This is a genomic window from Neobacillus niacini (assembly GCF_023715785.1).
Taxonomy (GTDB): domain Bacteria; phylum Bacillota; class Bacilli; order Bacillales; family Cytobacillaceae; genus Neobacillus; species Neobacillus niacini_E.
The window spans coordinates 497840-524777 of the sequence record NZ_JAMBOX010000002.1 but is presented as its reverse complement, the minus strand read 5'-3'; the positions used below and the strand labels follow the sequence as shown (position 1 = coordinate 524777).

Sequence of the window (26938 nt, the reverse complement as noted above, 5' to 3'; positions counted from 1 at the left end):
GAGCGAGCCGGTCTCGTTTTCGAGAAACGATATAATTAATAAGACGCACTTAAATGGACTTTTGATTATCACCCGTCCTAATCGAGGAGGGGAAAATGAAAGAGAACAATAGAATAATAGCCATTTGTTTAATCTCCATAATTGTAATCACTATCCTGGCATTCATCCCTTCTAAGAAGGCAATAGTATTCGATCCGTTTGAGGGTAAAGAAAAGCTCGCCTTTATTCCAATACAAGGGGAAACAGGCTTTAAGATGAAATACACTCATTCCATTCATCTTTCAGATGTTGTCGAAAGCTACAAATTGACCCCAGATAAGCAAATCCAGCAATACGAACTCATGTATAAAGATTTTGCCATTGGAATGCCTGCGAATGCAGAAGAGGGAGAAACATTCCAACAAAAAGATGGAAACTATTATATAAAGGGTATGAGGCGCGTTTTTCCATATATCATATTGAGAATCGGCCAGGTCCGCGCTAATCATACTGTCATTTATAAACAACAGGAATATCCACTATCACAATTCATCAAGCCGGGGACTCCTGTCAGAATTGAATTTCGGAAATTGAATTTTTTTCAAGCATGGAGAGGAGTGAACATCCTTGAGTCAAAATGAAGGAACCTTGACTGAAGAAAAGCAACAAGAACTTTTGGAAAAATATGATCCGGAAGCCGGCACGAGAAAGATTAAAGGCTTCATGGGCTGGTTTGTATTTGCTATATTACTGGCATTTTCTTTGTTTCATCTTTATACAGGTGTTTTCGGGATGCTGACAGCACAGCTACAGCGCTCGATTCATCTAGGCTTTGCTCTGGCACTTATATTCTTACTGTTTCCTGCACGAAAAAAAAATCGAGGAAAAGAAGTTAAGGTTGCGTGGTATGATTATATCCTCGCGGCAATTTCTGTCGCAATTGGTGCCTATTGGCCGTTAATGATCGATGACTTGGTGTTGCGAGTCGGTAATTTAACACAGCTTGATTTTTATATTGGACTTGCAGCCATCTTGTTAGTATTGGAAGCAACTCGACGGGCAGTAGGCCTTCCGATTACGATTATTGCGATTATTTTTCTGGCATATGCCGTTTATGGGCCTTACATGCCAGGATTTATAGCTCACAGAGGTCTTGATCTGGAGCGGCTGGTTCAAACCATGTTTTTTACTACTGAAGGAATCTTAGGAACTCCACTCGGGGTGTCATCGACGTTTATTTTCCTTTTCTTGTTGTTTGGCGCATTTCTTGTCAAAACAGGAGTCGGACAATATTTTAACGATTTGGCGATTGCAATTGCAGGGAGGAGCACTGGAGGCCCTGCGAAGGTAGCGGTTTTCTCGAGTGCGTTACAGGGAACAATCAGTGGCAGTTCTGTTGCAAACGTCGTAACATCTGGCTCCTTTACCATTCCGATGATGAAAAAACTCGGCTATAAAAAGGAATTTGCCGGAGCGGTAGAAGCCGCTGCTTCAACTGGGGGACAGCTGATGCCGCCAATTATGGGAGCAGCTGCATTCCTTATGGTGGAATTTATTGGCGGAGGCATTACTTACTGGGATATAGCGAAAGCCGCTGCAATTCCAGCTGTTCTTTATTTTACCGGGATATGGATTATGACCCATTTTGAAGCAAAGAAAATGGGGCTACGGGGTTTGAAAAAAGAGGAAATGCCGGATCGGAAGGAAGTTTTTAAAAAAATATACTTACTGGTTCCTATTCTTGCTATTATTTTCCTATTGATGTCAGGAATGAGTGTCATTCGCGCTGCTTTATGGGCGATTGTCGTTACAGTGGCCGTGAGTGCGATAAAAAAAGAGACCAGGATTGGCTTTAAAGGCATGATTGAGGCATTGGTCGATGGTGCCCGCTCGGCACTTGGGGTGGCGGCAGCGACTGCGGCAGCAGGTATCATCGTTGGTGTCGTGACGAAAACAGGACTTGGCTTAAAGCTCGCGAACGGCTTGGTTGATTTAGCCGGAGGAATTCTCATTCCGACATTGTTCTTAACGATGATTACGGCGTTGATTCTCGGGATGGGTTCTCCAACCACGGCTAACTATGTCATCACCTCCACCATCGCGGCACCGGCTATTATCCTATTAGGGGTTCCAGATTTATCAGCCCATTTGTTTGTGTTTTACTTCGGGATCATTGCTGATATTACACCTCCGGTTGCTTTGGCAGCGTTTGCCGCAACTGCAATCTCAGGAGGAGAGCCATTACGAACAGGCATAAACTCTTCAAAACTGGCAATTTCAGCGTTTATTATACCGTATATGTTTGTTCTATCTCCAGAACTACTCATGATTGATACGACCTGGACCTATTTGCTCTGGGTCATCTTTACGGCACTAGCAGGTATGATGGCAATTGGAGCTGGTGTAATAGGCTTCTGGATGCGAAAAATGCCTTGGTACGAGAGGGTCATCGCTATTCTAACAGGTTTGTGTTTAATTTATCCTGAGGGTATCACAGACATAATTGGGTTAGTGGCATTTTGCGTCTTAATGGGTGTGCAATATTTATATAAAGGAAAAAGGGTAAATTCTCAAATAGACATCGAGGCATGATTTTTGCGGTTCACTTACTCCAACACAGCCCCAAGATTTTTGAGGGCTGTGTTTTTTGTGTGCTATGCTGAAAAGGTTTCTCTCACCAATTTACTAACGTCTCTTTTGAAAATATATGAATCTTCTGTGAACTCCTCATTTTCGAGGACTTTTAATGCATAAGTTTTTTGTCGATTTTGGTAGAATGAAGTTGTATAATATTTTAGTACACTCGGATAGCCCCACGTAAATACTATCTTGTGAGACACATATTTTGTACATTTGGGACAAGTCTATTAAGGAGAGCCCCGAAATGAGTATAGTTCAAATTAAGAGTGACCACGAGTTTATCTCTTTTAGTAAGGAATTATCAGATTTAAATTACGCACTGGATGAATCTTCGATTATCGCCATTACGGACAATAAGGGAATTATTCAAGTTGTCAATAAGAAGTTTTGCGATATCTCTAAATATAGCAGAGAAGAATTGATTGGCCATGACCATCGAATTCTTAATTCAGGCTTTCATCCTAAAGAATTTTTCCGGGATTTATGGTCCACCATTGCTTCGGGGAAGGTCTGGAAGGGTGAGATCCGAAATCAGGCAAAGGATGGCAGCTTTTATTGGGTTCATACCACCATTGTTCCTATTTTGAATGAAAACGGCATGCCAGCGCGTTATATTTCTATTCGCGTTGATATTACCAAGCAAAAGCATATGGAAGCAGCCATACAAAAGTCGTTAATGGATAATTTTTTGGCAGAATTAAGGAGTACCCAAAAACAGCTTCATGAAAACCAATTACTGTATCAATCATTGTTTGAACATAGCCATGAAGCAGTTTTCACTTTTGATACAATGGGCAATGTCATTAATATGAATCCTGCGGTCGAAAAAATCATCGGTTATTCAAGCGAAACTCTGCAAGAAATGGCTTTAGTAAATCTCATCTCGCAGGAATACCGAGGAATGACGTCAAGGTTCTTCAAAAAAGCACTTAAGGGTGAACCGCAAAATTTTGAAACTGTCGTTTATCATCAAAACGGTCGAAAAATATTCTTAAACCTAACCTTCCTTCCCATTATTATGGATAATCAAATCAGTGGCATTTACATGCTAGGGAAGGACATTTCTGAAAAAAGACGAGTTCAAGAATTAAATGCCTACTTTGCCCGTCATGATGAATTAACCAAGTTGCTCAACCGCAGGGGGTTTGAAGAAAAGCTGACGGAAGCGATACAGCTCGCAAAAACGAAAAATAAAAAGCTTGCTGTGATGTATATTGATTTAGATCGTTTTAAAAACATCAACGATACATTAGGGCATTTGATAGGTGACCGCCTATTGGAACAGCTTGCGTCGCGATTAAAGGGGCAAATCGGTAAAGAAAAGTGTATTGCCCGCATGGGTGGCGATGAATTTATGGTTCTTTGTCCGGCCATTGAAAATCATGAAGAGGCCCTTTTGTGTGCCGAGGAATTATTGGACTGTTTAACGGAGCCATTCTTTATTAAGGAATATGAGCTATATGTGACAGCAAGCATTGGGATCAGCCTTTTCCCTGATAACGGACTTACCGTTGTCGATTTAATGAAGCACGCGGATATTGCTCTCTATAAAGCGAAAGATCACGGGAGAAACAATTGTCAAATTTATTCATCGATTATGGATTCAGAGAGCTTTCAGTCGTTTTTCCTGGAAAGGGATTTGCGAAAGGCATTATTAAATGATGAATTTTTGGTCCACTTACAGCCACGGGTTGATACTAGCACGAACAAAATTATTAGCGCCGAGGCGCTGATTCGCTGGAATCATCCGGAGTTTGGGCTGATCCCACCGTCCGAGTTCATCCCGATTGCCGAAGAAACCGGCCTGATTATTCCAATCGGGAAATGGATGAAACGGAAGGTCTGTGAACAATTGGTGCAATGGCGGAATGATGGCGTTCCATTAGTGCCAATCAGCATTAACATAAGCCCACAGAGGTTTTTTCAAAAAGATTTTGCGGAGAGCGTCCGAGTCCTACTTGAAGAATATCGGTTAGACGGCTGCCTATTGGAATTTGAAATTACCGAAAATTCATTGATGCGGAATGAGGCCGATGTCATTCAAACCATCAATGAGCTTAAGAAATTGGGGATTAAGATTTATATTGATGACTTTGGGACAGGCTACTCTTCTTTTTCTTATCTAAAATCCTTTAAACTGGACGGGATCAAAATTGACCGTTCATTTATACACGATATCTCCTGTCAGTCGGATAATGCCGGGATTACCGCGGCGATGATTCAGCTTGCCCATCTGTTAAAAACGGATGTGATTGCTGAAGGTGTGGAAACGATGGAGGAATTGCTATTCTTGCGAGAGCATAAATGTCATCAGGTGCAAGGCTTCCTGTTTGCCAAACCATCGCCAATGAAGGAATTCGGGAACCTGTTATTAAATGGAATACAACCAGTATCATCTTAAACGGGCCATTCGAAAGGATGGTCTTTTTTTTATAAAATCAGTTGTAAAATGAGAAAATTCACAAAATAAGCATTAATGAAAGCGTATGCTATAATGATGGTATTATGATTAAAACATCAGTATGGTAAGGAGCAATCAAGATGTTGAAAGATATTTTTATGGGATTGTCACAAAATCAGTTTCTCAACAGCACGGCTAAAAAGTACGGTTTAAAATTAGGAGCACAAAGTGTTGTGGCAGGTACAAATATCGAGGAAGCGATTAAAAGCATTAAGGACCTGAACGCTCAGGGGATTTCCTGCACGGTTGATAACCTTGGTGAATTCGTCTTTAAGGAAGAAGAAGCAACAGCTGCAAAGGAACAAATCCTTAAGGTAATCGATGCGATCCAAGAGAACCAGGCTGATGCACATATCTCATTAAAGCCAACCCAACTCGGACTTGATATTGATTATACTTTCTGCTTAAACAATATAAGAGAAATCGTGGCCCAAGCAAATCAATATAATATGTTTGTCAACATCGACATGGAGGATTTTAAACATCTTCAGCCTACGTTTGACCTTATGGATGACCTCTCAGTCGAATTTGATAATGTCGGTACGGTGATTCAAGCCTATTTCCATAAAGCGATGGACTATCTTGAAAGATATCAAAATTTACGCATTCGCCTTGTAAAGGGGGCTTATAAAGAACCTGCCGAAATTGCCTATCAGGATAAGCAGGACATTGATGCCAACTATATTAAGTTGATTGAATGGCATCTGTTACATGGCAAGTTCACCTCGATTGCGACCCATGATCATCGAATCATTAACCATGTGAAACAATTTGTAAAGAAAAACAATATCCCTAATGATAAATTCGAGTTTCAAATGCTCTATGGTTTCAGGAAAGAGCTGCAATTACAGCTGGCGAAAGAAGGCTATAATTTTTGCACGTACGTTCCATTTGGCAACGACTGGTATGGCTACTTCATGCGCCGTTTGGCGGAACGGCCACAAAATTTAAATCTCGTTGCCAAGCAGGTATTTAACAAGAAGACAAACACAATCATTGGTGTGGCTGCAGGGGCCTTTATTTTGGGAAGATTGACGAAAAGCTCCAATAAAAAACGTAAATAAGAAAAGGGAACCTCCCAATTTCAGGATTGGGGGGTTTTTATTTGCTAATATGGTAATTAAGTGTAAAAGTTAAGAAATTTCTCCTAGAAAGTGTTATAGTAGTCTAAGTGAAAAGCTTGCTCCATTTTATGGAGCATTTCTAAAGGGAGATGTCTATAGTGAAAGGGAATTTACCTAGCTGGCTGATCGCAATTGGAATCATGACCTTGATGGTGTTAAGCGGATGTTCCGCAGATACAACAAAGGAATCTGACACCACGAAAGAGCCAGAAGAAAAGGCTATCCAATTGGAAGAGAAGCCGGAAGCAGAAAAAAATACGACAGAAGCTGATGAAAAACCGGTTACAGAAGCACAGGAAGCTCAAAGTACAGAGAAAACCCAAGAGGAGCTGGCCAAAAGCTTTGGCTTGGAACTGGTAACCGTCGGAAGAGTTGTCGATGGAGATACAATCGAAACATCGGATGGAAGAAAAATTCGTCTTGTTGGCGTAAATACACCAGAATCCACCACGAGAACTGAAATCTACGGTAAAGAGGCTAGCAATTATACAAAATCAAAATTAGCTGGAAAACAGATATGGATTCAAAAGGATGTTTCAGAAACAGACCGCTATAACCGTTATCTACGAATTATTTGGATGGATGTACCGACAAATGATTTGGACGAAACGGAAATTCGCACCAAAATGTTTAATGCTGATTTAGTACTAAATGGATATGCCGAACCGTCTACCTATCCGCCGGATGTGAAATACAGTGAATATTTTGTAAAATTCGCCCGCGAAGCTCGTAAAGCTAATAAAGGCTTATGGTCTTATGGCGAACAGGGGACTACAAAAGGCGATTTGGACCAGAAAAATAATTCGGGGACTGCCGCTTCGGGGGGAACTGGCACAACAGGCAGCTCCGGGGGAACATCGACGAATCATGGATCGACTACGGAAGTTTTCCAAAACTGTACCGAGCTAAGGAAGGTTTATCCTAATGGAGTTCCATCGACGCACCCGGCATACCAGGCAAAAATGGACCGAGATAAAGACAACTACGCATGTGAGAGCTAACTAGTGAATATAAATGGAAGGAGACACAGATCGTGTCTCCTTTATTTATTTTGTGTGCCAAAAAGGCGGTGTTTTCTTTGAAACCTTCAATCAAGACTGCTCAAGCTGAGTTCAGAAGGATCTCGAGAACAAAACGGCTTGTCATTGGGGCGATTTTTGCCAGCCTTGCAGCCGTTTTTCAGTCGGCCGGTGGTTTCCTGCCTGGCATCGGTTATTTCATTAGTCCACTGGCAACTGCACCAATCCTGTTTTACAGCATGTTATCCCTTCCATTAGGAGGGATGGCTTTTCTCCTAACTAACCTCTTGCTTCTGATTCTGCAGCCTAGTGAGCTGATGATTTTTCCATTCACAACCGGGCTATTGGGCTTGGGCATGGGTATTGCTTTCCGTTTTTTCACAACGAGATGGGCCGTATCAGCGGTGGGCTCGTTAGTTTTAACTCTAGGGATTAGCAGTTTATTATTCATTATCAAATTTCCCGTCCTCGGTCCAGGGATTGCTGGTTCATTTTCTTTATGGACAGCAGGGGGAATCCTGTTGTTTTCGTATGTCTGCAGCTGGATTTGGATGGAACTGGGCCGGGCTATGTTTAATAGATTAATAAAAATAATAATGCCTTGAATTTACCCTTTTCAAGGTGATATTGTAACAAAGAATTATTTGTGAATTGTTTCACAAAAAATAGACGTCAGTTTTAGGAAAACTCTATACTAATGATAGTATAAAAGTCAATTTTTAAAATGAGGGGTAGATACGATGCCGCAATATAACTGGTTAGAGGCAATTAACGTGACAGATGAGCAGCTTAACCAAACTGACCAGCGCCTGCCAGTCATTTGGATCAGCGCTTTGGATTGTACAGGCTGTAAGGAGGCTTTCCTTCGAACCATCGTCGATAGATACCTTGCTACATTTCATGAATTAACTCAGCATTACTTTTGGCATGCCACATGAAAACTTCACCCTTCCAAATAATTTTAAGATGGAAAATATATCCAATTTCATTAAACCATATTGCCGGTCGTATAGCCGTTTCCAAGGGGTAAAGTCATAAATTGTTCAAACATTCACATTGATTTGTTAGTAAAATCCCCATACAATAAAGGTGAAGGGGTGGCCCTTTCAAACTAGAACTTAATAGTAAGTGGTTATCCTTGTGGATGTGGAGCCGTCCTGTTGACACCATTTGTTTCTCGCCAGATCTTTTGAACACAGTCAAAAGGTCTTTTGTCATTTCTACTACTTTATTGGAGGGAATAACATGAAGAATCGAATTATAGTCGGTATTGATGGTTCGGATCATTCTCTTGAGGCCTTAAAGGAGGCCGTTCGCTTGGCAGAGGCATATCAAAGTAAGCTTTTCTTGGTCAATGTGCAGCCTTCCTACAACTTCTTTCACACTAAAATGTTTATTAATGATGAATTGATTAAAGAATATCAAAGGGAGATGTTTGAGGAAGCGACAAAACTGGCAGCTGACTTTATGCTAGCACAGAAGGTGGATTATGAACTGATTCTAAGGATTGGCGATCCTACGCAGCAAATTTGCAAACTTGCAAAAGAATTATCGTCTCAATATATCGTTATCGGGTCGCGCGGCATAGGATTAATTAAAGGTACTGTACTAGGGAGTGTTTCAAATGGAGTCCTTCATGAATCCCGGGTACCCGTATTAATTATTCCAAAGCGAAATTAGCCAGGGTTTTTTCGAATGGAATCAAGGGGGAAGGCAGGATGTCCTATAAACTTTATGGGGCAATTGGGTTTGGTTTGGGTGGATTGATTGCAGGCATGGCGGGAGATTACATGGTCCAGGCGTTTCTTTTGTCAGGGTTTTTAGGAAGCGCTTTCCTCACAGTACCTGCCCGTAATATTAAGCTAACAGTGATGGCAGGGATTTTTGGTGGAATCGGATTTTTCATTGGTTTCGCCGTTCCGATTTTTGTGTTTCTGACGTTCTTTGAGCTTCCGTTAAAGTACCTATTTATTGGATTATTCTTGGGCCTTACCGGCGGACTGCTGCTTGGAATTGTTTTTCGTAATATTAAAGACTTTGTGGTCTGGGGGATAGTTGGGTTTGGACTTAGCTGGTGGATAGCCTTTAGCATGATGGAGTGGTTCCGCGCCGCTCTTCCTGGAATTTTTTCCGGAGTGGTCATGATGATTGCCTGTGCTATTGGTGGTGCCTGTTTGGGGCATGCCGCGTCAAAATCCAAACGAAGGAATTAAAACCCAAGCATCGGAGTTCCGATGCTTTTGCTTTTTTACCTGGTTTTAAATATGTATATTCCTCCCAGTCAAAGCACAAAATACCTTTGGTTTGTAGTAAAATTTAGGAGGGAAATGGATGAATAAAAGCGTGATTTCTTTGATCATTTGCTGTTTATTGGGGTGGTCAGGGAATACATATGTTTCAGCCCTAGCTTTGGAAGAGAATCATAATACAGATGTCTCGGCTAAACCAAATGTCGAAGTGGTCCGGCAAAATCCGACAGGTGACCAGGGATTATCGGAGGAATACCATGGCCATATTTCGAATCGTCCAGAAACAAAACAGAAAAAGGTCAAGCCTCCTGCGCCAAGTCAGCGCTATATTCAAATTCAGCTTTTGGGAATTAACGACTTGCATGGTCAATTAAATGTAACCCGAAAAGTGGGCGGTAAGCCTGCGGGCCGTGCTGACTATCTAGCAGCCTATTTAAAGCAACGGGCCGCAGAAAATAAGAACACGCTTCTCGTCCAGGCAGGGGACATGGTCGGAGCTAGCCCGCCGGTTTCAGCATTGCTGCAGGATGAACCGACGATCGAATTTTTAAACAGAATGGGCTTTGACATTGGTACCGTAGGGAATCATGAGTTTGATGAAGGAGTGAATGAGCTGCTACGCTTAATTCATGGCGGTGCTCACCCAAAAACCGGAAATTTTGCTGGCTCCAAATTCCCTTGGGTTGTAGCTAATGTCGTGAATAGGGAAACAGGCAAGACGATCTTGCCGCCCCATCAAGTAATCAGAGTGAATGGGATGCCGATTGGTTTTATCGGCGTCGTAACAAGAGAAACACCTACAATTGTGGTTCCAAGCGGCGTGGCTGGTTTGGAATTCACCGATGAAGTGGAAGCGATTAATCGAAGTGTCGCGGAATTGAAGAAACAAGGTGTAAGGGCGATCGTAGTCCTAGCTCATAATCCGGGCACTTCCGGACCGAACGGCGAAAACCCGACAGGAGAGCTTGTGGACATTGCCAATCGTGTCGATGATGAAGTCGATGTTATTTTCGGCGGCCACAATCATGCCTATATGAATGCGACGGTTGATAATAAATTAGTCGTTCAATCGTACTCCTATGGCACCGCTTTTTCTGATGTCGATCTTGAAATTGACCCTAAAACAAAGGATATTGTAACGAAGCGGGCAGAAATAGTCACCACGTTCCAGGAGGGAATCCAACCTGATCCTGAAATTAGGCAAATGATTGAAGGGTACGAGGCAAAAATCGAACCAATTGTAAATGAGGTTGTCGGCTCCACAACGACTGCCTTATCCTCAAAGCAGAATGAAAACGGCGAATCCGTGCTTGGCGACTTTATTGCCGATTCCCAAAGGATCGCATTAAAGACTGATTTTGCTTTCATGAATCCCGGCGGCATCCGTGCCGACATTGATTCCGGCGATATAACTTGGGGTGAAGTATATACTGTTCAGCCATTTAACAATGATATGATAAGAATGACCATGACGGGTCAGCAAATCCATAATCTGTTAAACCAGCAATGGGGAGCAAAAACTACCATGCTGCAAATTTCCGGTCTGAGCTACACCTGGGATTCAAACAAGCCGTCCGGACAAAAGGTAGTGGACGTTACCATGGCAGACGGCTCAGCGATTAACCCCAATAAATCGTATACTGTTGCGGCAAATATCTTTTTAGCAGGCGGAGGTGACGGTTTCACTGAATTCACCAAAGCCCAAAATAAACAAGTTGGACCTGTAGATTTAGATGTGTTTGTTGCCTATATCAAGGCCCAGTCGAAACCATTCACTTATGAGTTGCAAAATAGGATTCGCAAGCTGCAATAGAAAGCATTTTGGAACTTCTTTTAACAAACAAAAGACTGTGATGCGTTTGATATGCTCCCCTTTAGGTAGACAGATTAAAAAATAAAAATCTGTTTACTTCAAGGGGAGTATTTTTATGTCAAAAAGAGTAGCGATTATCGACCCGCAGTTCGTGATGACGGTGCCGAAACATGTAACGGCCGATACCGGTATGGATGTATTGACACATGCTATTGAAGCCTATGTTTCTTGCATGGCCAATGATTATACGGATGGATTAGCGATGAAAGCCATTCAGCTAGTATTTGAATATCTACCTAGAGCCTACAAAAATGGCGGTGACGAAGAAGCTCGCGAAAAAATGCATAATGCATCAACGATTGCCGGGATGGCATTTGCAAATGCGTTCCTTGGCATTAACCATAGCTTGGCTCATAAGCTTGGGGCCGAATTCCAAATTGCCCATGGCCGGGCCAATACGATTTTACTGCCGCATGTCATTCGCTACAATGCGACGAAGCCTGAGAAGTTTACGGCATTCCCTAAATATAGACATTTCATCGCCGATAAGCGTTATGCTGAAATTGCAAGATTGCTAGGGCTGCCTGCGAGCACGACAGAAGAAGGTGTTAATAGCCTCGTTCAGGCCATCATTGATTTGGCAAGAGACCTAGATATTCCAATGAGCATTGAAGCTGCCGGAATCGATCAAGCGGAATTCGAAAGCAAAGTGGATTACTTGGCAGATCGTGCCTTCGAAGACCAATGCACGACAGCTAATCCAAAACTTCCGCTCATAACTGAGCTCGCAGCCATCTACCGCCAGGCTTATAAAGGTGTCTAACAAATAATTAACATATGGAATAAAATTAAAAAGGCCATTTGTCCACCTGGGGTGGACAAATGGCCTCAATTGTCTTTTTGTGGTGCCTGACACCAATAGAAATAACACCAATAGAAAAACAGTAACTATTGATATGATCTTTCTAGTTCATCAATGAGGGATCCTACGTATGCCACCGCTTTGCGAATTGGCTCAGGTTTTGACATGTCTAAGCCTGCATGTTTGATGAGTTCCAGTGGTTTCATGGTCCCGCCGGCGCGGAGGACGTCGAGCCATCTGTCAACGACTGGCTGGCCTTCTTCCTGAATCATTTGAGCGACGGCTGTTGAAACGGTTAATCCTGCAGAGTAGGTGTATGGATACAGCCCCATATAATAGTGCGGCTGGCGCATCCATGTCAAGCTGGCCCCTTCATCGATTTCCACCGTGTCACCCCAGAATTCTGATAACACCGCTCCGGTAACTTCTGTCAGCGTCTTCGCTGTCAGTGCTGAGCCTTTTTCGGCAAGCGCATAAACTCGGCGTTGATATTCAGCCTCTAGCAAGTGGGTGACAAAGTTATGGTAGTAGGTTCCTAGCAGCTGCAGAATGACCCAGCGGCTCATTTGCTGGTCATCTTTATACTTATCTAATAAATGCTGACCTAACAGCATCTCATTCATTGTCGAAGGCGCCTCAATAAAATACATGGAAGGACGTACGTTCATGATTCGCTGATTCCTATTGGCCAAATAGAAATGTCCAGCATGACCGAATTCATGTGCCAAGGTGAAGCATCCGCGCATATTTTCCTGCCAGGTAATAAGAATGTACGGGTGGACACCATAAGGGCTGGAACAAAAAGCACCTGTTGATTTTCCGACATTGTCTGCCTGGTCGACCCATCTTTCCTTAAAACCTCGTTGTATGATCCCACTATACTCCGGTCCCATGACTTTTAAGGACTCATGAATTAATTGGCTTGCTTCCTCAAACGTTGTTGATGGATTAAAATCAGCATCAAGTGGTGCCTTTAAATCACAGAACATGATCTTTTTTGAGGCCCAGCACTTTTTTCTTCAACTGTGCGAAGCGGCGCATGTGGGGTGCCAATTCTTTATAAATAATGTCAATCTGATTGTTGTACATTTCCAGCGATACTTGCTGGGGATCCAGTAACATATGTGTAACAGACTCATAGTTGCGTAAGCGGGCAAGCGTCACCTGCTTTTTCACTTCCGTAGCGTATGTTGCTGCCATCGTATTGGTATACTTCTTCAAGGTCGAAACAAACGATTGGTATGCTGTTCTGCGAACCTCTGTATCTGGCGAAAATTCATAGCGATTTTCGAACAGGGCAAAGGAGACAGAGAGTTCATTCCCATTAGTATCAGCGATTGGTTCAAAATCCATATCCGCCAATTTTGTCATTTGATAAATTTGATATGGAGCATCATGAACTTGCCCAAGAGCGGCCAAAACCTCTTCAGTTTCCGGAGCGAGCCGGTGGGTTTTCGAATCTAAAAGCTCCATAAGATTCTTTCGAAAAGCCATAAGCTCAGGCTCCTGTTGCAAAAATTGATTAACAACACCATCATCAAGTTGAAGAATTTCCGAGTCAATAAAAGAGAGGGCGGCAACAGTTTTTGTACGCAATGCCGCAATTTTTGCAGAATTAGCCTGGTTTACCGGGTCCGTTCCATCTGCCGATTGTTTTAAGCTTGCATATGTCCAGGCCTTAATCATTCTCATCGAAAGCTGCTCTTGTGCTTCCAAGCATTCCAACAAAGCTTTCGATCCAGTATGTAAAGTGCCCTTGAATCTATCAAATTTCGCGATTTCACAATCAATTACCCCAAGTTCGGCTTCCCATGCTTCATCAGATAAAAATAAATCAGCCAGATTCCAAGTCAAATCTTCTTGAACTTCAGAGCGGGTAAGCCGTTTTTCCACTATTTTCTCCATGAGCAAATTCCTCCTATAATATTTCGTGGTACTAAGAATTATCATAGTGTTTGCTAGAAAATTAAGTCAATAGCTTTAACAGCTTAATTGTTGTAAAATTTCCAACATTTCCTTAAAATCAAATAAGAAGGATTTATGGAAGCGTTTACGAGGGGGAGAGAAGATGAGTTTCGGTAATTCGGTCCAATTCAAGGTTTATCAGCAGTTTGAAAAGAATATTGTCCCTGTTTCCTATGAGGAGTTGGAGGCTAAAGCAAAGGAGCGCCTTGAGGCGAAACCGTATTATTATGTGGCGGCCTCAGCAGGTGCAGAGGTAACGGCAAAGCAAAACAATAAGGCCTTCGAAAAATGGCAAATCGTCCCGCGAATGCTGTGCGACACCTCTACTCGGGATTTAAGCATTGAGCTGTTTGGGAAAAAACTATCCTATCCTGTATTGCTTGCGCCGGTAGGCGTGCAGTCGATTGTCCATCCTGAAGGGGAATTAGCGACGGCAAGAGCAGCTGCGGCCATGGAGGTTCCGTTCATCGCGAGTACCGCATCTACATACAGCCTCGAAAAAGTGGCAGCCGAAATGGGACATGGCCAGCGCTGGTACCAATTATACTGGAGCAATGACCGGGAAATTGCCGCCAGCATGGTCAAACGCGCGGAAGGCGCTGGCTACGGAGCCATCGTCATTACCCTCGATACACCGATGATGGCGTGGCGGGAAAAGGATATTGAGCATGCCTATTTGCCATTCCTCGAAGGGGAAGGAATTGGGAACTATTTATCTGATCCTGTTTTCTGTTCAAGATTAGAGAAATCTCCAAATGAGGACATGAAATCGGCGATTATGCTGTGGGCGCGCGTGTTCGGAAATCCAACATTAACGTGGAACGACTTGGAGTTTATCAAAGGACAAACATCATTGCCAATTTTGTTAAAAGGCATACTGCACCCTGAAGATGCCAAGCTGGCGGTCGAACATGGTGTTGACGGGATTGTGGTCAGCAATCATGGCGGCAGACAAGTCGACGGGGCGATTGCCGCCATCGATGCCCTGCCGGAAGTGGTCGATGCTGTCCAAGGCAATATCCCGGTACTAATGGATAGCGGCATTCGCAGAGGATCTGATATCTTGAAAGCACTGGCCCTTGGAGCCAGAGCGGTGTTGGTTGGCCGCCCCTACATGTATGGTTTGGCATTGGCAGGGGAAGAGGGCGTTAAACAGGTGCTACGCAACCTGATTGCCGATTTTGATTTAACTTTGGCTTTGTCAGGCAAGCGGTCAATCGAAGAATTGAGCCGTGAGTTACTAAAAATAATGTAATGGGGGAAAGAGGAATGGAAGAAATAATAGTAAAAGCCATTCAGGATTATTACCCGGATGAAATAGCCTGGTGCTATGGCTGTGGGCGTCTAAATGAATCAGGCCATCAGTTTCGAACAGGCTGGCAAGGGGATCAAACCGTAACAATTTATTCGCCGAAACCGGAGCATTTAGCAGCCCCTGGGTTCGTATATGGCGGACTAATTGCTTCGCTTATTGATTGCCATGGCACCGGATCCGCGGCTTTGGCACTGCATCGAAAAAATGGCCACGAACCGGGTGATGGGGCGGAACCGCCGCGGTTTGTCACCGGCAATTTAAATGTAAGCTTTGTCAAGCCGACACCACACGGGGTACCGCTTAAAGCGGTCGGAACGGTAACCGAAATTCACCCGAAAAAATTCAAGGTAGAAACAGAAGTTTTTGCCAATGACGTGCTTTGTGCCCGCGGGGAAGTGATCGCCGTTTCGATGCCTAGTACATTTATAAAACAAGAATAAGACTAGTAAACACCCTTCCGGCCATCCGCTGGAAGGATGGCCCTGCCCAAAATAAATAATTGTATGAAAAACAGTCTCCGCAATTAGGAGGCTGTTTTATTATAAAGTTTTCCAATTTTACTGCAACTAAAACGCCGGTAAGATCGTCATAATAAATAAATGGGCGTTTTGGAGGGTTTAGATGGGACGGATTAAAAAATATATACTTCCATTTCTGATCATGATGATAATGGGAACCGGTCTTATCATTAGTGCTTTTGGACCTGTCATTTTCCAAGAGGGAAATCCAGTGCCGCTGCTTGTTTCTGCTGTTAAACTTCAATTTGGTGATTCAAAATATGTCCAGTTTGCTAAGACTGACAAGCGAAGCAGGTATTTGTCAGAAAGTACAGAGGATGACCGGTATGAGGTAATAAAGGATTTTATGACATCAAAAGGCTGGAAGTATCAAGAACAAATGGGATCGGGATTGATTTTTACGAAAAATGGCGAAGATGCGGTTGTTGAAGTAAGGCAATATTCGAGGCATTACTTTATTTGGGAAATACAAAAAGCGTTTCTTCAATAATATATTACATAAATAGAGGCTGTCACTGGGGCAGCCTCTCATCCGTTTTCTTTCATTTCCTCTATTTTGATAAAATAGTCCGCAATTAATCGCTTCAACTGACGAAGATTATTTTCCCATATTGGATCCCCAAGGGACGTTAATGCAGCCATGGTACTCTCAATTAAAAAACGGCGCGGGTTTTTTGAATCCAGTAATTCCTCCTCAATAAACGAAAGCAATTCGGTTTGACTCTCCTGCTGGTCAGTACCCGGAAGAGAATTTTTTAAAGAAGCAACAAGGTGATGCAGCTCCTTTTTAAATGATGGACCAGGTTTTTTGCTAGGAAGCCAAGTTTCCAAAGTTTCTGGTGCAATTAATTGCTCATTCGCCTCTGACACTTCATCGACAATTTTAACCAACCGGTTTACCGTGTAACGAACAACCTCAGCAATATTGGTATTTGATTGATAAGCCAAGTTACTATATCTTAAATTATCGCGAAGAGTACCCATAAACATAATTGCACAATCTAATAAAAACAGTTTCTTTTCTTCCCCGAAAAGATCAATAAACCGTTGATAAAGCCAGCGAATATTTTTTATTTGCCCCTTCTTGAAAAATTGCTTCATGTCTTTGTCATCTGAGAACATTAACTCTTCAAAAAGTGTAATTAGATTATTTTTCCGATTCAACTTTAATTGCAATTCGATTTGTTTTATAAAAACCTCAATGTCTGAGGGCGATTGGCCGATTAATAAGTCATCGCGCATTTTTTCCAAGTCAGCCACAGACTTTTTGCAAACGGCAATTAATAATTCATTCTTGGAAGAGAAATAATTATAAAATGTACCCTTTGAAATGCCGCTGTATTCCAATATGTCTTGGATCGAGGTCGCTTGAAACCCTTTTTCAATAAACAACTGATGAGCCTTCCTTAGGACATGCTGCTTTCGTTCATTCATCACTATCTCCTTGCATTCTTTTTGGACTACGAGTATAAAATTATAGTACCTTATTTTTTTTGTCCTGACAAACCTATAAAATATGCAAGATTTTTATATTGCAAAAAATGAACTGAGAGTATAATATATGTAAGTATGAAACAGGGGTATAAAAAAATGAACAATTAGTTTAGAGGGGGAAACACCATGGAGAAATCCGTTAAACATACTGACCGTCCACCATATGGAATTATTGCTGTCCTAATGATTGGCGCATTTATTGCATTTTTAAATAATACATTACTAAACATTGCTCTGCCTTCGATTATGAAGGATTTGGATGTGGATGCGGCGACAGTCCAATGGATGTCCACCGGGTTTATGTTGGTTAATGGGATTTTGATTCCATCGACTGCCTATTTAATCCAGAAGTATTCAGTTCGGAACTTATTTCTATTTTCAATGGGCATGTTTGCGGCTGGTACAATTCTCGCCGGCTTTGCTCACGCTTTTCCGTTATTGTTGGCAGGAAGGATGATCCAAGCTGCTGGTTCAGCGATTCTAATGCCTTTATTAATGAATGTTATGCTTGTCAGCTTCCCAATTGAAAGAAGGGGAGCGGCGATGGGTGTATTCGGGTTGATTTTAATGGCAGCACCGGCGATTGGGCCTACACTTTCAGGCTGGATTATTGAACACTACGATTGGAGAATGCTGTTCCATTTTGTAACACCTATTGCGATTATCGTTATTTTAATCGGCTTCTTCTTATTAAAAGATAAGAAGGGAAAAGTAAATATTCGTCTTGACGTACTATCATTGTTACTTTCAAGTGTTGGTTTCGGCGGAATTCTTTACGGCTTTAGTTCTGCAGGAAGTAAAGGCTGGGACAGCCCTCAGGTCTATGGAACCATTGCTGTCGGCGTCATTTCATTAGTGACCTTTATCCTGCGCTCTTTAAAACAAAATCAGCCATTGTTAAATTTCCGAATTTATAAATATCCGATGTTTGCTTTAGCTTCAGCGATTACGATGGTTGTGAACATGGCGATGTTTTCCGGGATGTTGCTGTTGCCGATTTATGTTCAGACCCTTAGAGGAATTACGCCGATGGATGCTGGTTTGATGCTGCTTCCGGGTGCGCTGGTTATGGCGTTTATGTCACCAATCACTGGAAAGTTGTTTGATAAAATTGGCGGCCGGCCGCTGGCACTTGCCGGTTTGACAATAATGACGGTAACGACTTACTTTTTCAGCCAATTAACCTTTGAGACATCCTATGCGTACTTAATGACACTCCATGCTATACGGATGTTTGGCATGTCGATGGTCATGATGCCGGTTTCGACAAATGGACTTAACCAATTGCCTGCGCGCTTTTATCCACACGGCACGGCAATGAACAACACGCTAAACCAGGTGGCCGGGGCAATTGGTACGGCTCTATTGGTAACGATCATGTCAAACCATACTGAGACAAGAGCAAAAGAGATTGGCGACGAAGCCATGAAAAATCTTACTCAGCAGCATACTCCAGAGGTGATCGCACAAATGAAACAGGAAATTATGGCGAAAGCGATGTTGGATGGAATTAACTATTCATTTTTAATTGCAACATTTATTGCGGCTGTCGCAATCGTTCTTTCCATCTTTATTAAACGTGCAAAACAAGCAGAAGATCCTGGGGAATATAAGCCTACAGGCGAAAAAAAAATCGCTCCGAAATTAGCGGGTAATTAAACACGAGAGAGGCGGTCCAAATCGGGCCGCCTCTATTTGCTATTTTCGTGAAAATCGCTCAATATTATAGATGAAACTGGTAATGGAGGAATACGATGTTAAAGGATCAGATCAAGCAATATATGTCAAGTGAAGCCATTTTTAAAGAGGAAAAAGAATATGCGGAAAGGCATGGTTTGGCAGATACGCCATTAATCGAAAAAGAAGCAAGTCTTCGGTTCGAAGACGCATACATCGAACGCTGCGATAAAGAAACAGAAAATCTAATTCGCAATGAATCATCGTCATTTTTAACCCAGCCGCTTGTTTTCCTGAAAAAGCACAAAAATGAATTCATCTACCTGGAATCCAAATGGTTTGATGTAGTTCGGGCTGAATCGGTATCAATCGAGGCCGATGATGTTTTTGGCACATACGACGTCATGCTCGGAATAAAGCTGCAAAAGAAATATGATAAAAAGCTGAAGCAGTTTTTAAATAGCCATCTACATAGTGAAAGTTCGAAGTTTGATTTATTGTTTAACGGCCAAGAGGGTCTTTGGGACTTAAACTTCGCGTTAAATTCAATGGAAGGCTTCAATGAAAACATGAGCATTGGTGAAGGATACCAGCTCATTTATCAATTCTTGTTTAAACTGATGGAAAGCATTGAGGAAGAGGACATTTAGCTTGAAGTCGCCAATATATATTCAATAGGTTATGAGGAGGGGAGTCTGTGCGAGTTATTTCATTATGCCCGAGCAATACCGAAATTGTTGAGTATCTGGGCCTTACCCACTTATTGGTTGGGGTTGATGATTTTTCGGACTGGCCAACTGCAATTAGGGACCTGCCGAAGCTCGGCCCGGATTTATCAATCAAAATGGATTTGGTTGAGCAATTGGAACCCGATATCGTTCTTGCTTCATTAAGTGTTCCGGGGATGGAGAAAAACGTGGAAGCGTTGCAAGAACGCGGGATTCCCCATATTGTGTTGAATCCGCAATCATTGGAGGATATTGAGCAGGATTTAATTAGGACTGCTGAGGTACTTGGTGTTCCGGAGAGCGGCGTGAAGGCTGCCCAGGAATTTCGTTCGCGGCTCGAGAGGGTAAAAGAGCTTTCCAATAATAGGGGTCATCACCCAAAATTGTACTGGGAATGGTGGCCGAAGCCAATTTTCACCCCGGGAAAAATCAACTGGCTAACAGAAATATCGACGGCTGCCGGAGCTGTCAATGTTTTTGCTGATGTGGACTTGGCCAGCGTACAGACCGATTGGGAAGATGTACTTCGACGGAAACCCGACTATATTTGCCTAGCCTGGGTTGGAGTCAGGAAGAATAAAGTGCAAAAAAGTACAGTAACCAAGCGCCAGGGCTACGATCAGTTAGGCTATCCGAGCGATAACCAAATTCTCATATTGGAAGAGGAACTATATTGCCGGCCGTCTCCTAGATTGCTAGATGGGTTGGAAAAGCTTTATGGGTTAATACATGATTAATGGACTATTTGGAGGCACCTAAAAGACAAAATGCAGTATAAGTGTACCCAAAGTGTCTAATAGAACCGCTCTAAAAGACAAAATGAGAAGCTTCAGCCACAAAAGTGTCTAATAGAAGCCCTCTAAAAGACAAAATGCACTGCAGGTGCACCCAAAGTGTCTTATAGAACCGTTCTAAAGGACAAAAAGCGCAGTTGGTGTATCTAAAGTGTCTAATAGAAACAATGCGGTTTGTATAGAGAGGGATACTGTATGAAAAAGAAAACAGCGCTCGTGCTGGGAGCAAGCGGTATGGTCGGCCGTGAATTGGTAAAGGTTCTTGCCGGCCAGAATACATACGAGAAAATTCATTTATTGGTAAGGAGACCTATTGAACCCGTTGCCCCACTGTGTGAGGTCCATGCCGTTGATTTCGATCGACTGGAATCCTATCCAGAACTATTTCAAGTGACCGATGTGTTCTGCTGCTTGGGCACCACGATTAAAAAAGCAAAAACGAAGCAAGCCTTTCGTAAGGTCGACTTCCAGTACCCGCTCGAGGCGGCAAAAATGGCAGCAAAACAAGGGGCAGAAAAGTTTTTAATCATAACCGCGATGGGCGCCAATCCGAAATCCATGTTTTTCTATAATCAAGTGAAAGGGGATATCGAGGCCGCGCTGAAAGAATTAAACCTTCCGTCACTTCATATTTTCCGTCCCTCATTGCTATTGGGAGACCGGGGGGAGCAACGATTGGGGGAAGAAATCGCGGCCAAATTCAGCGGTGTCTTGAATGCGTTGATGATTGGTCCACTCACCCCATATAGAGCAATCGAGGCAAAGAATGTGGCTAAAGCGATGGCAGCATCGGCCCAATCATCGAATACAGGAATCAATATCTATCCTTCCCATGAAATCGAAAAAATGGCTGTCAGAAATTTGTAGGAGGGATTGCAATTGGAAAAAGGTCTATCTGGTAAGAAAGTAGTGATATGCGGCTCCCGCAAAATAGAAGAAATGTGCGCATTAATTGAAAAGCAAGGAGGAATACCGCTTGTCCGCCCGCTTCAGGGTACTGTTTTTTTAGCGGAGAAGGAAGTGGGGCCAGACATCATTCAATTCGTTGAAACAGGTGCCGATTGGGTGATACTTACAACGGGAATCGGTACCGAAACCCTTGTGGAACTGGCGGGAAAGCTAGTTTTGGAAGAGGCATTATTAACAAGGCTTCATGGGGCAAAGATTGCTTGCCGCGGTTATAAAACTGTCGCAGTGCTCAAGAAACTGGGGCTCACACCTGTAGCCGTTGCTGAAGACGGGACAACCAAAGGTCTTGCCCAAGCTCTTCAGGATGTAGACTTTTCAGGAAAAAGAGTCATGATCCAGCTGCATGGAGAAACGGCGCCTGCCTTAACAAGTTTTTTTGAATCACGCGGGGCGGAGGTTCAAAAGATCCTGCCTTATCAGCATATTCCCCCAGAAGACAAATCTGTTGAAACGTTAGTCAAGGAAATACTGGGTAAAGAAAGTGATGCTGTATGTTTTACGACAGCCGTTCAGGTACGCTCCCTGTTTGATTATGCAAGAATGCACTCCATCCATCCCGAAATGGCTGCCTGTTTTAATAAACATGTTTTGGCCGCAGCAGTTGGAAAGGTAACAGCTGAGGCACTAAGGGAAGAGGGCGTTGAGCGGATGGTCGTCCCACAACATGAAAGAATGGGCGCCATGATCATCGAATTGGCTCAATATTATAAGAGCTGAATTAAAACAGTGTTTCTAATAAAAGAAACACTGTTTTTTTGTCGATAAGTTCTACCCCTGATCCTTATACCAAGTCCCTATTCACTAAATAAATAGTCTGTCAAACAATTTATCATCTCGATGAATTTTTACAAATTTTTCAGGGAGGGTATGGTAAATTGGAAAAGTATTCAGAAATCGGTGCGTGTCATTACATTAGCAGGTGTTTTTTACATATTGAATACTTGGATAGATGGAGTATTTAACAAAATGTAAGGTGTAATACCTAATCAGAATCAGTAAAATAGGTATAGAATGCAGAATTTTCTGTAAAAGCAAGACTGGGGATGATAGGATTAATTAAGTAGACAGAATTAATAAAGCGCTTTCAATTAGAAGAACTAAAAAAAAGGAGGGTTTTTCATTGGCTGTTGAAAAAATGCAACGGATTTCCCTGACAAATCTTGAACGGAACTTTCAAGAGGTAGAACCCGGACTGACAACGCAAGAAGCGATAGAGGAATCCAATCGTTGCCTCTATTGTTATGATGCCCCGTGTATTAAAGCCTGCCCGACAGGCATTGATATCCCAACATTTATTAATAAAATCGCCTCAGGAAATCTACTCGGTTCAGCAAAAACCATTATGTCTTCAAACCCGGTCGGAGCAAGCTGTGCACGGGTTTGCCCAACAGAAGAGCTCTGTGAAGGAGCCTGCGTGCTCAATCATTCCACAAAACCAATTATGATTGGCAATCTCCAGCGTTATGCGACAGATTGGGCCATCCACAATGACAAAACCCTATTTGAACCTAGTGAATCCAATGGCCGGACTGTTGCCGTTATCGGCGGTGGCCCTGCCGGATTATCTGCAGCCCGCGAGCTGGCAAGATTCGGCTATGCTGTTACGATTTTTGAAGCTGCCGAAAAGGCCGGCGGCTTAAACACGTATGGAATCGTTTCGTTCCGCTTGCCACAGCGAATATCGTTTTGGGAAGTCCAACAGGTAGAAAAATTAAATGTGACCATCAAAACCAACACGGTTGTTGGAAAGGATCTTTCCGTTAAAGATTTACTGGAAGGGTTTGACACGGTTGTGCTTGCCGCCGGGATGGGTCAAGTCCCAAGCTTAGGTATTGACGGTGAAGACCTTGATGGTGTCTATGATGCAATTGAATTTGTAAAGTCGACAAAGGATGGTGGAATCACTCAGGATTTTGTCGGCAAAAAGGTGGTCGTCATTGGTGCCGGTAATACCGCGATTGACGGAGCGACCTGTTCAGTCCGACTGGGGGCGGAAAACGTCAAAATTTTATACCGTAGAACCGCCGAGGAAATGACGGCCTATGATTTTGAGTATGAATTTGCCAAGCAGGATGGCGTTGAGTTTCGCTGGTTGACCGCGCCAAAGCAGATTATCGGCGATGAAAATGGCAAGGTTACCGGAATACAGTGCATAAAGATGAAGCTTGGCGAACAGGAAGAGGATGGCCGCCGCCGGCCTGTACACGTAGAAGGGTCGGAGCACGTGATTCCGGTTGATGCCGTAATAAAGGCAATCGGACAAACAAGGCATTTCAGCTTAATCGAGCAATTAGGTCTTGACCATGACGGGGGTGTCGTCAGAGTTGACTCCAAAACACTTCAAACCTCCAATCCAAAAATTTTCGCCTGTGGCGATGTGATTTTTGGCAAAGGAAAAGGAGAAGCGATGGTCGTGACGGCCGCCCAGCAAGGAAAAGATGTTGCCTACGCGATTCATAAACAATTTTCTGCAGTTGAAACGGTCAATTAAAAGGGGGAAACGAGATGGCTGATTTAAGCATTAATTTGGCGGGAATCAAGTCACCCAATCCATTCTGGCTTGCGTCTGCGCCACCAACGAATTCCGGTTACCAAGTCCAGCGGGCCTTTGAAGCTGGATGGGGTGGGGCCGTATGGAAAACGCTGGGAGATCCGATTTTAAACGTAACGTCCCGATTCGCCGCAATTAACTTCAACGGGCAGCGGGTAGCCGGTTTTAACAATATTGAATTGATAACCGACCGGCCGTTGGACGTGAATTTAAAAGAAATCTATGAAACGAAAAAGAAGTTTCCCAATCATGCGATTATCGCTTCGCTGATGGTTGAGCCACAACAGGATAAATGGCATGAAATTGTCAAGCGCGTCGAGGATGTCGGCGTCGACGGCCTTGAATTAAACTTCGGCTGCCCGCACGGAATGGCCGAACGTGGGATGGGGTCGGCTTCCGGTCAGGTACCTGCATTAGTAGAAAAACAGACCTATTGGGTAAAAGAAGTCGCGAAAACACCGGTGATTGTTAAACTAACGCCAAACATTACCGATATTACCGCAACCGCCGAGGCAGCCTGCAAGGGAGGGGCGGATGCCATCAGTATGATTAATACGATCAACAGCCTGATGGGAGTCGACCTTGATTCCTGGAACACGATACCGCATGTGGCCGGTAAAGGCGCACACGGTGGCTATTGCGGCCCGGCAGTCAAGCCAATTGCTTTGAATATGGTAGCCGAGTGCGCCAGAAGTCCGCATATCAATGTGCCGATTTCCGGAATCGGCGGCATCTCGAATTGGCAGGATGCTGTTGAATTTATGCTTATGGGAGCAACCGGTGTCCAGGTTTGTACAGCCGCCATGCACCACGGTTTCCGGATTGTCGAAGATATGATTGAGGGACTTTGCAACTATCTTGACAGCAAGGGAATTGCAGCTGTTACTGACATCATTGGTAAATCAGTACCTAAATACTCGGACTGGGGCGATCTAGACCTCAATTACAACATTGTTGCAAGAATCAATACAGATGTTTGCATCAACTGCAATAAATGCCATATTGCCTGCGAAGATACGTCACATCAATGTATCGATATGTTGACCGATGCATCAGGAAAGAGCTATCTGAAGGTCCGCGAGGAAGACTGCGTAGGCTGCAACCTCTGCTCGATTGTCTGCCCAGTTGACGGTGCGATTGACATGGTTGAAGTGCCTAACGAACTGCCGCCGATGACCTGGAACGAACGCCAGGCTTCGTTAAACGCCGCAGTACAATGCAAAATAGATGTTTCCAAATAATGTAATAGAATGGAGGAATTAAAGGATGAAAAAAATTATTAAAAACGGAACCATCGTTACCGCAACCGACACGTTTCAAGGCGAAATATTAATTGAGGACGGAAAAATCACGCAAATCGGCGCAAACCTGTCTGCCCTTGGAGCAGAAGTGATTGACGCCAAAGGCTGTCTGGTTTTTCCAGGCGGAATTGACCCCCATACCCATCTCGATATGCCTTTTGGCGGCACGGTCACGAAGGATGATTTTGAATCAGGAACGGTTGCCGCAGCGTTTGGTGGAACAACAACCATTATTGATTTCTGCTTAACAAACAAGGGCGAACCGCTGAAAAACGCGATCCAAACTTGGCATAACAAATCAAAGGATAAAGCGGTCATTGACTATAGCTTCCACCTGATGATCAGTGAAATTAATGATAGAGTACTAGGCGAATTGCCGCAGGTGATTGATGAAGAGGGGATTACCTCCTTTAAGGTGTTCATGGCCTATAAAAATGTGTTCCAAGCCGATGATGAAACACTATTTAAAACACTTGTCACGGCTAAGGAACTCGGGGCTTTGGTCATGGTTCATGCCGAAAACGGCGATGTCATCGATTATTTAACGAAAAAGGCACTGGCTGAAGGAAAAACGGATCCGATTTACCATGCGTTGACAAGACCGCCTGAATTGGAGGGGGAAGCAACAGGACGTGCTGCCAGATTTACCGGACTTGCAAACTCGCAATTATATGTTGTTCATGTTTCCTGTGCTGATGCGGCTGAAAAGATCGCCGAGGCCAGGGCAAAGGGATACGATGTCTGGGGCGAGACCTGTCCGCAATACTTAGTGCTTGATCAAAGCTATTTGGAGAAACCAAATTTTGAAGGAGCAAAATATGTATGGTCCCCGCCACTCCGCGAAAAATGGAACCAGCAGGCGCTTTGGAATGCGTTGAAGAGCGGCCAGCTGCAAACGCTTGGTTCTGACCAATGTTCGTTTGATTTTAAAGGCCAGAAGGATTTGGGCCTAGAAGATTTCACGAAAATCCCGAATGGCGGCCCGATCATTGAGGACCGATTGACGATTTTATTCTCTGAGGGGGTAAAGAAGGGGCGGATTAGTCTCAATCAATTTGTAGATATTACGTCGACGCGAATTGCCAAGCTGTTCGGCCTATTCCCGAAAAAAGGAACGATCGCCGTTGGCGCCGATGCTGACCTGGTTATTTTTGATCCGAATATCGAACGGGTCATTTCCGCAGAAACGCATCATATGGCCGTTGATTACAATGCCTTTGAAGGCATGAAGGTAACAGGTGAACCAGTGTCCGTGCTTGTTCGCGGCGAATACGTTGTTCGTGACAAGCAGTTTGTCGGCAAGCCTGGCTCAGGTCACTATTTGAAGCGGGCAAAATACAGCATGAATGCCCCGTTAACACAAAATCAAACCCTATCAATCTAATTAACTAGTATAGAATCCACGCTTCATAAATGAACCATTCCTGCCAATTGCCGGGGCTTTTCGGAATTGCCCATGATGAATGTTCGTTGATATCG

22 protein-coding genes and 2 pseudogenes are annotated in these 26938 nt (G+C 43.4%); 22 read left to right on the top strand and 2 right to left on the bottom strand.

Going from position 1 to position 26938, the window contains the following annotated elements; all coding sequences use genetic code 11:
* Positions 1-95: 95 nt before the first annotated feature.
* The 11 genes and pseudogenes from M3234_RS07150 to M3234_RS07100 all read left to right on the top strand — a co-directional run.
* On the top strand, positions 96-620 hold the full coding sequence (locus tag M3234_RS07150; RefSeq protein WP_262304034.1) for a DUF1850 domain-containing protein: 525 nt from the start codon (positions 96-98) through the stop codon (positions 618-620).
* Positions 607-2571, top strand: a complete 1965-nt coding sequence (locus tag M3234_RS07145) for a TRAP transporter permease (RefSeq protein WP_262304033.1) — start codon at positions 607-609, stop codon at positions 2569-2571. Before M3234_RS07150 ends, M3234_RS07145 begins: the two co-directional genes overlap by 14 nt.
* 292 nt (positions 2572-2863) lie before the next feature.
* Positions 2864-5020: a sensor domain-containing protein gene (locus M3234_RS07140; protein ID WP_262304032.1), complete on the top strand. Its 2157-nt coding sequence runs from the start codon at positions 2864-2866 to the stop codon at positions 5018-5020.
* A 140-nt stretch (positions 5021-5160) separates the two neighbouring features.
* Positions 5161-6144 (top strand): proline dehydrogenase family protein, encoded by a 984-nt coding sequence (locus M3234_RS07135; protein WP_262304031.1) that lies wholly within the window; start codon positions 5161-5163, stop codon positions 6142-6144.
* A gap of 158 nt (positions 6145-6302) precedes the next feature.
* Complete coding sequence (locus M3234_RS07130) at positions 6303-7205, top strand: thermonuclease family protein (RefSeq protein WP_262304030.1); 903 nt, start codon at positions 6303-6305, stop codon at positions 7203-7205.
* A gap of 68 nt (positions 7206-7273) precedes the next feature.
* Entirely contained in the window at positions 7274-7828 is a 555-nt protein-coding gene (locus M3234_RS07125) for a hypothetical protein (RefSeq protein WP_396953932.1), read from the top strand.
* 135 nt (positions 7829-7963) lie between these two features.
* A complete protein-coding gene (locus M3234_RS07120; RefSeq protein ID WP_262304028.1) occupies positions 7964-8161 on the top strand; it encodes a hypothetical protein in 198 nt (65 codons plus the stop codon).
* Between the two features lie 307 nt (positions 8162-8468).
* Positions 8469-8903, top strand: coding sequence for a universal stress protein (locus M3234_RS07115; RefSeq protein WP_262304027.1), 435 nt, complete (start codon positions 8469-8471; stop codon positions 8901-8903).
* A 38-nt stretch (positions 8904-8941) separates the two neighbouring features.
* Entirely contained in the window at positions 8942-9436 is a 495-nt protein-coding gene (locus tag M3234_RS07110) for a hypothetical protein (RefSeq protein ID WP_262304026.1), read from the top strand.
* A 118-nt stretch (positions 9437-9554) separates the two neighbouring features.
* The gene (locus tag M3234_RS07105; protein WP_262304025.1) at positions 9555-11285 is read left to right on the top strand and encodes a bifunctional metallophosphatase/5'-nucleotidase; all 1731 of its coding nucleotides are present in this window, start codon (positions 9555-9557) and stop codon (positions 11283-11285) included.
* Between the two features lie 127 nt (positions 11286-11412).
* A pseudogene (locus M3234_RS07100) lies at positions 11413-12108 on the top strand (bifunctional acetaldehyde-CoA/alcohol dehydrogenase); the annotation flags it as partial.
* 125 nt (positions 12109-12233) lie between these two features.
* On the opposite strand, the pseudogene pepF reads toward M3234_RS07100, so the two are convergent.
* Positions 12234-14052, bottom strand: a pseudogene (gene pepF, locus M3234_RS07095) (oligoendopeptidase F).
* A gap of 163 nt (positions 14053-14215) precedes the next feature.
* On the opposite strand from pepF, the gene M3234_RS07090 reads away from it, so the two are divergent.
* The 3 genes from M3234_RS07090 (at position 14216) to M3234_RS07080 (ending at position 16435) form a co-directional block, all read left to right on the top strand.
* On the top strand, positions 14216-15367 hold the full coding sequence (locus M3234_RS07090; protein ID WP_262304024.1) for a lactate 2-monooxygenase: 1152 nt from the start codon (positions 14216-14218) through the stop codon (positions 15365-15367).
* Positions 15368-15381: 14 nt separating this feature from the next.
* Complete coding sequence (locus M3234_RS07085; protein ID WP_262304023.1) at positions 15382-15867, top strand: PaaI family thioesterase; 486 nt, start codon at positions 15382-15384, stop codon at positions 15865-15867.
* A gap of 181 nt (positions 15868-16048) precedes the next feature.
* Positions 16049-16435, top strand: coding sequence for a hypothetical protein (locus tag M3234_RS07080; RefSeq protein WP_262304022.1), 387 nt, complete (start codon positions 16049-16051; stop codon positions 16433-16435).
* A gap of 38 nt (positions 16436-16473) precedes the next feature.
* On the opposite strand, the gene M3234_RS07075 is transcribed toward M3234_RS07080, so the two are convergent.
* Complete coding sequence (locus M3234_RS07075) at positions 16474-17379, bottom strand: TetR/AcrR family transcriptional regulator (RefSeq protein ID WP_262304021.1); 906 nt, start codon at positions 17377-17379, stop codon at positions 16474-16476.
* A gap of 186 nt (positions 17380-17565) precedes the next feature.
* Between M3234_RS07075 and M3234_RS07070 the strand changes: the two genes are divergently transcribed.
* From M3234_RS07070 to hydA, 8 genes are all read left to right on the top strand, one after another.
* Positions 17566-19098, top strand: coding sequence for a DHA2 family efflux MFS transporter permease subunit (locus M3234_RS07070; RefSeq protein WP_262304020.1), 1533 nt, complete (start codon positions 17566-17568; stop codon positions 19096-19098).
* A gap of 95 nt (positions 19099-19193) precedes the next feature.
* Complete coding sequence (locus M3234_RS07065) at positions 19194-19766, top strand: branched-chain amino acid aminotransferase (RefSeq protein ID WP_262304019.1); 573 nt, start codon at positions 19194-19196, stop codon at positions 19764-19766.
* A 47-nt stretch (positions 19767-19813) separates the two neighbouring features.
* Positions 19814-20581 carry a cobalamin-binding protein gene (locus M3234_RS07060; RefSeq protein ID WP_262304018.1) on the top strand — a complete coding sequence of 256 codons (768 nt, stop codon included), beginning with the start codon at positions 19814-19816 and terminating at the stop codon, positions 20579-20581.
* Positions 20582-20833: 252 nt separating this feature from the next.
* Positions 20834-21505 (top strand): oxidoreductase, encoded by a 672-nt coding sequence (locus tag M3234_RS07055; RefSeq protein WP_262304017.1) that lies wholly within the window; start codon positions 20834-20836, stop codon positions 21503-21505.
* A 12-nt stretch (positions 21506-21517) separates the two neighbouring features.
* The gene (locus M3234_RS07050) at positions 21518-22324 is read left to right on the top strand and encodes a uroporphyrinogen-III synthase (protein WP_262304016.1); all 807 of its coding nucleotides are present in this window, start codon (positions 21518-21520) and stop codon (positions 22322-22324) included.
* A gap of 418 nt (positions 22325-22742) precedes the next feature.
* A complete protein-coding gene (locus tag M3234_RS07045) occupies positions 22743-24098 on the top strand; it encodes an NAD(P)-dependent oxidoreductase (RefSeq protein ID WP_262304134.1) in 1356 nt (451 codons plus the stop codon).
* Positions 24099-24112: 14 nt separating this feature from the next.
* Entirely contained in the window at positions 24113-25399 is a 1287-nt protein-coding gene (gene preA, locus M3234_RS07040) for an NAD-dependent dihydropyrimidine dehydrogenase subunit PreA (RefSeq protein ID WP_262304015.1), read from the top strand.
* Positions 25400-25424: 25 nt separating this feature from the next.
* A complete protein-coding gene (hydA, locus tag M3234_RS07035; protein WP_262304014.1) occupies positions 25425-26843 on the top strand; it encodes a dihydropyrimidinase in 1419 nt (472 codons plus the stop codon).
* Positions 26844-26938 lie beyond the last annotated feature (95 nt).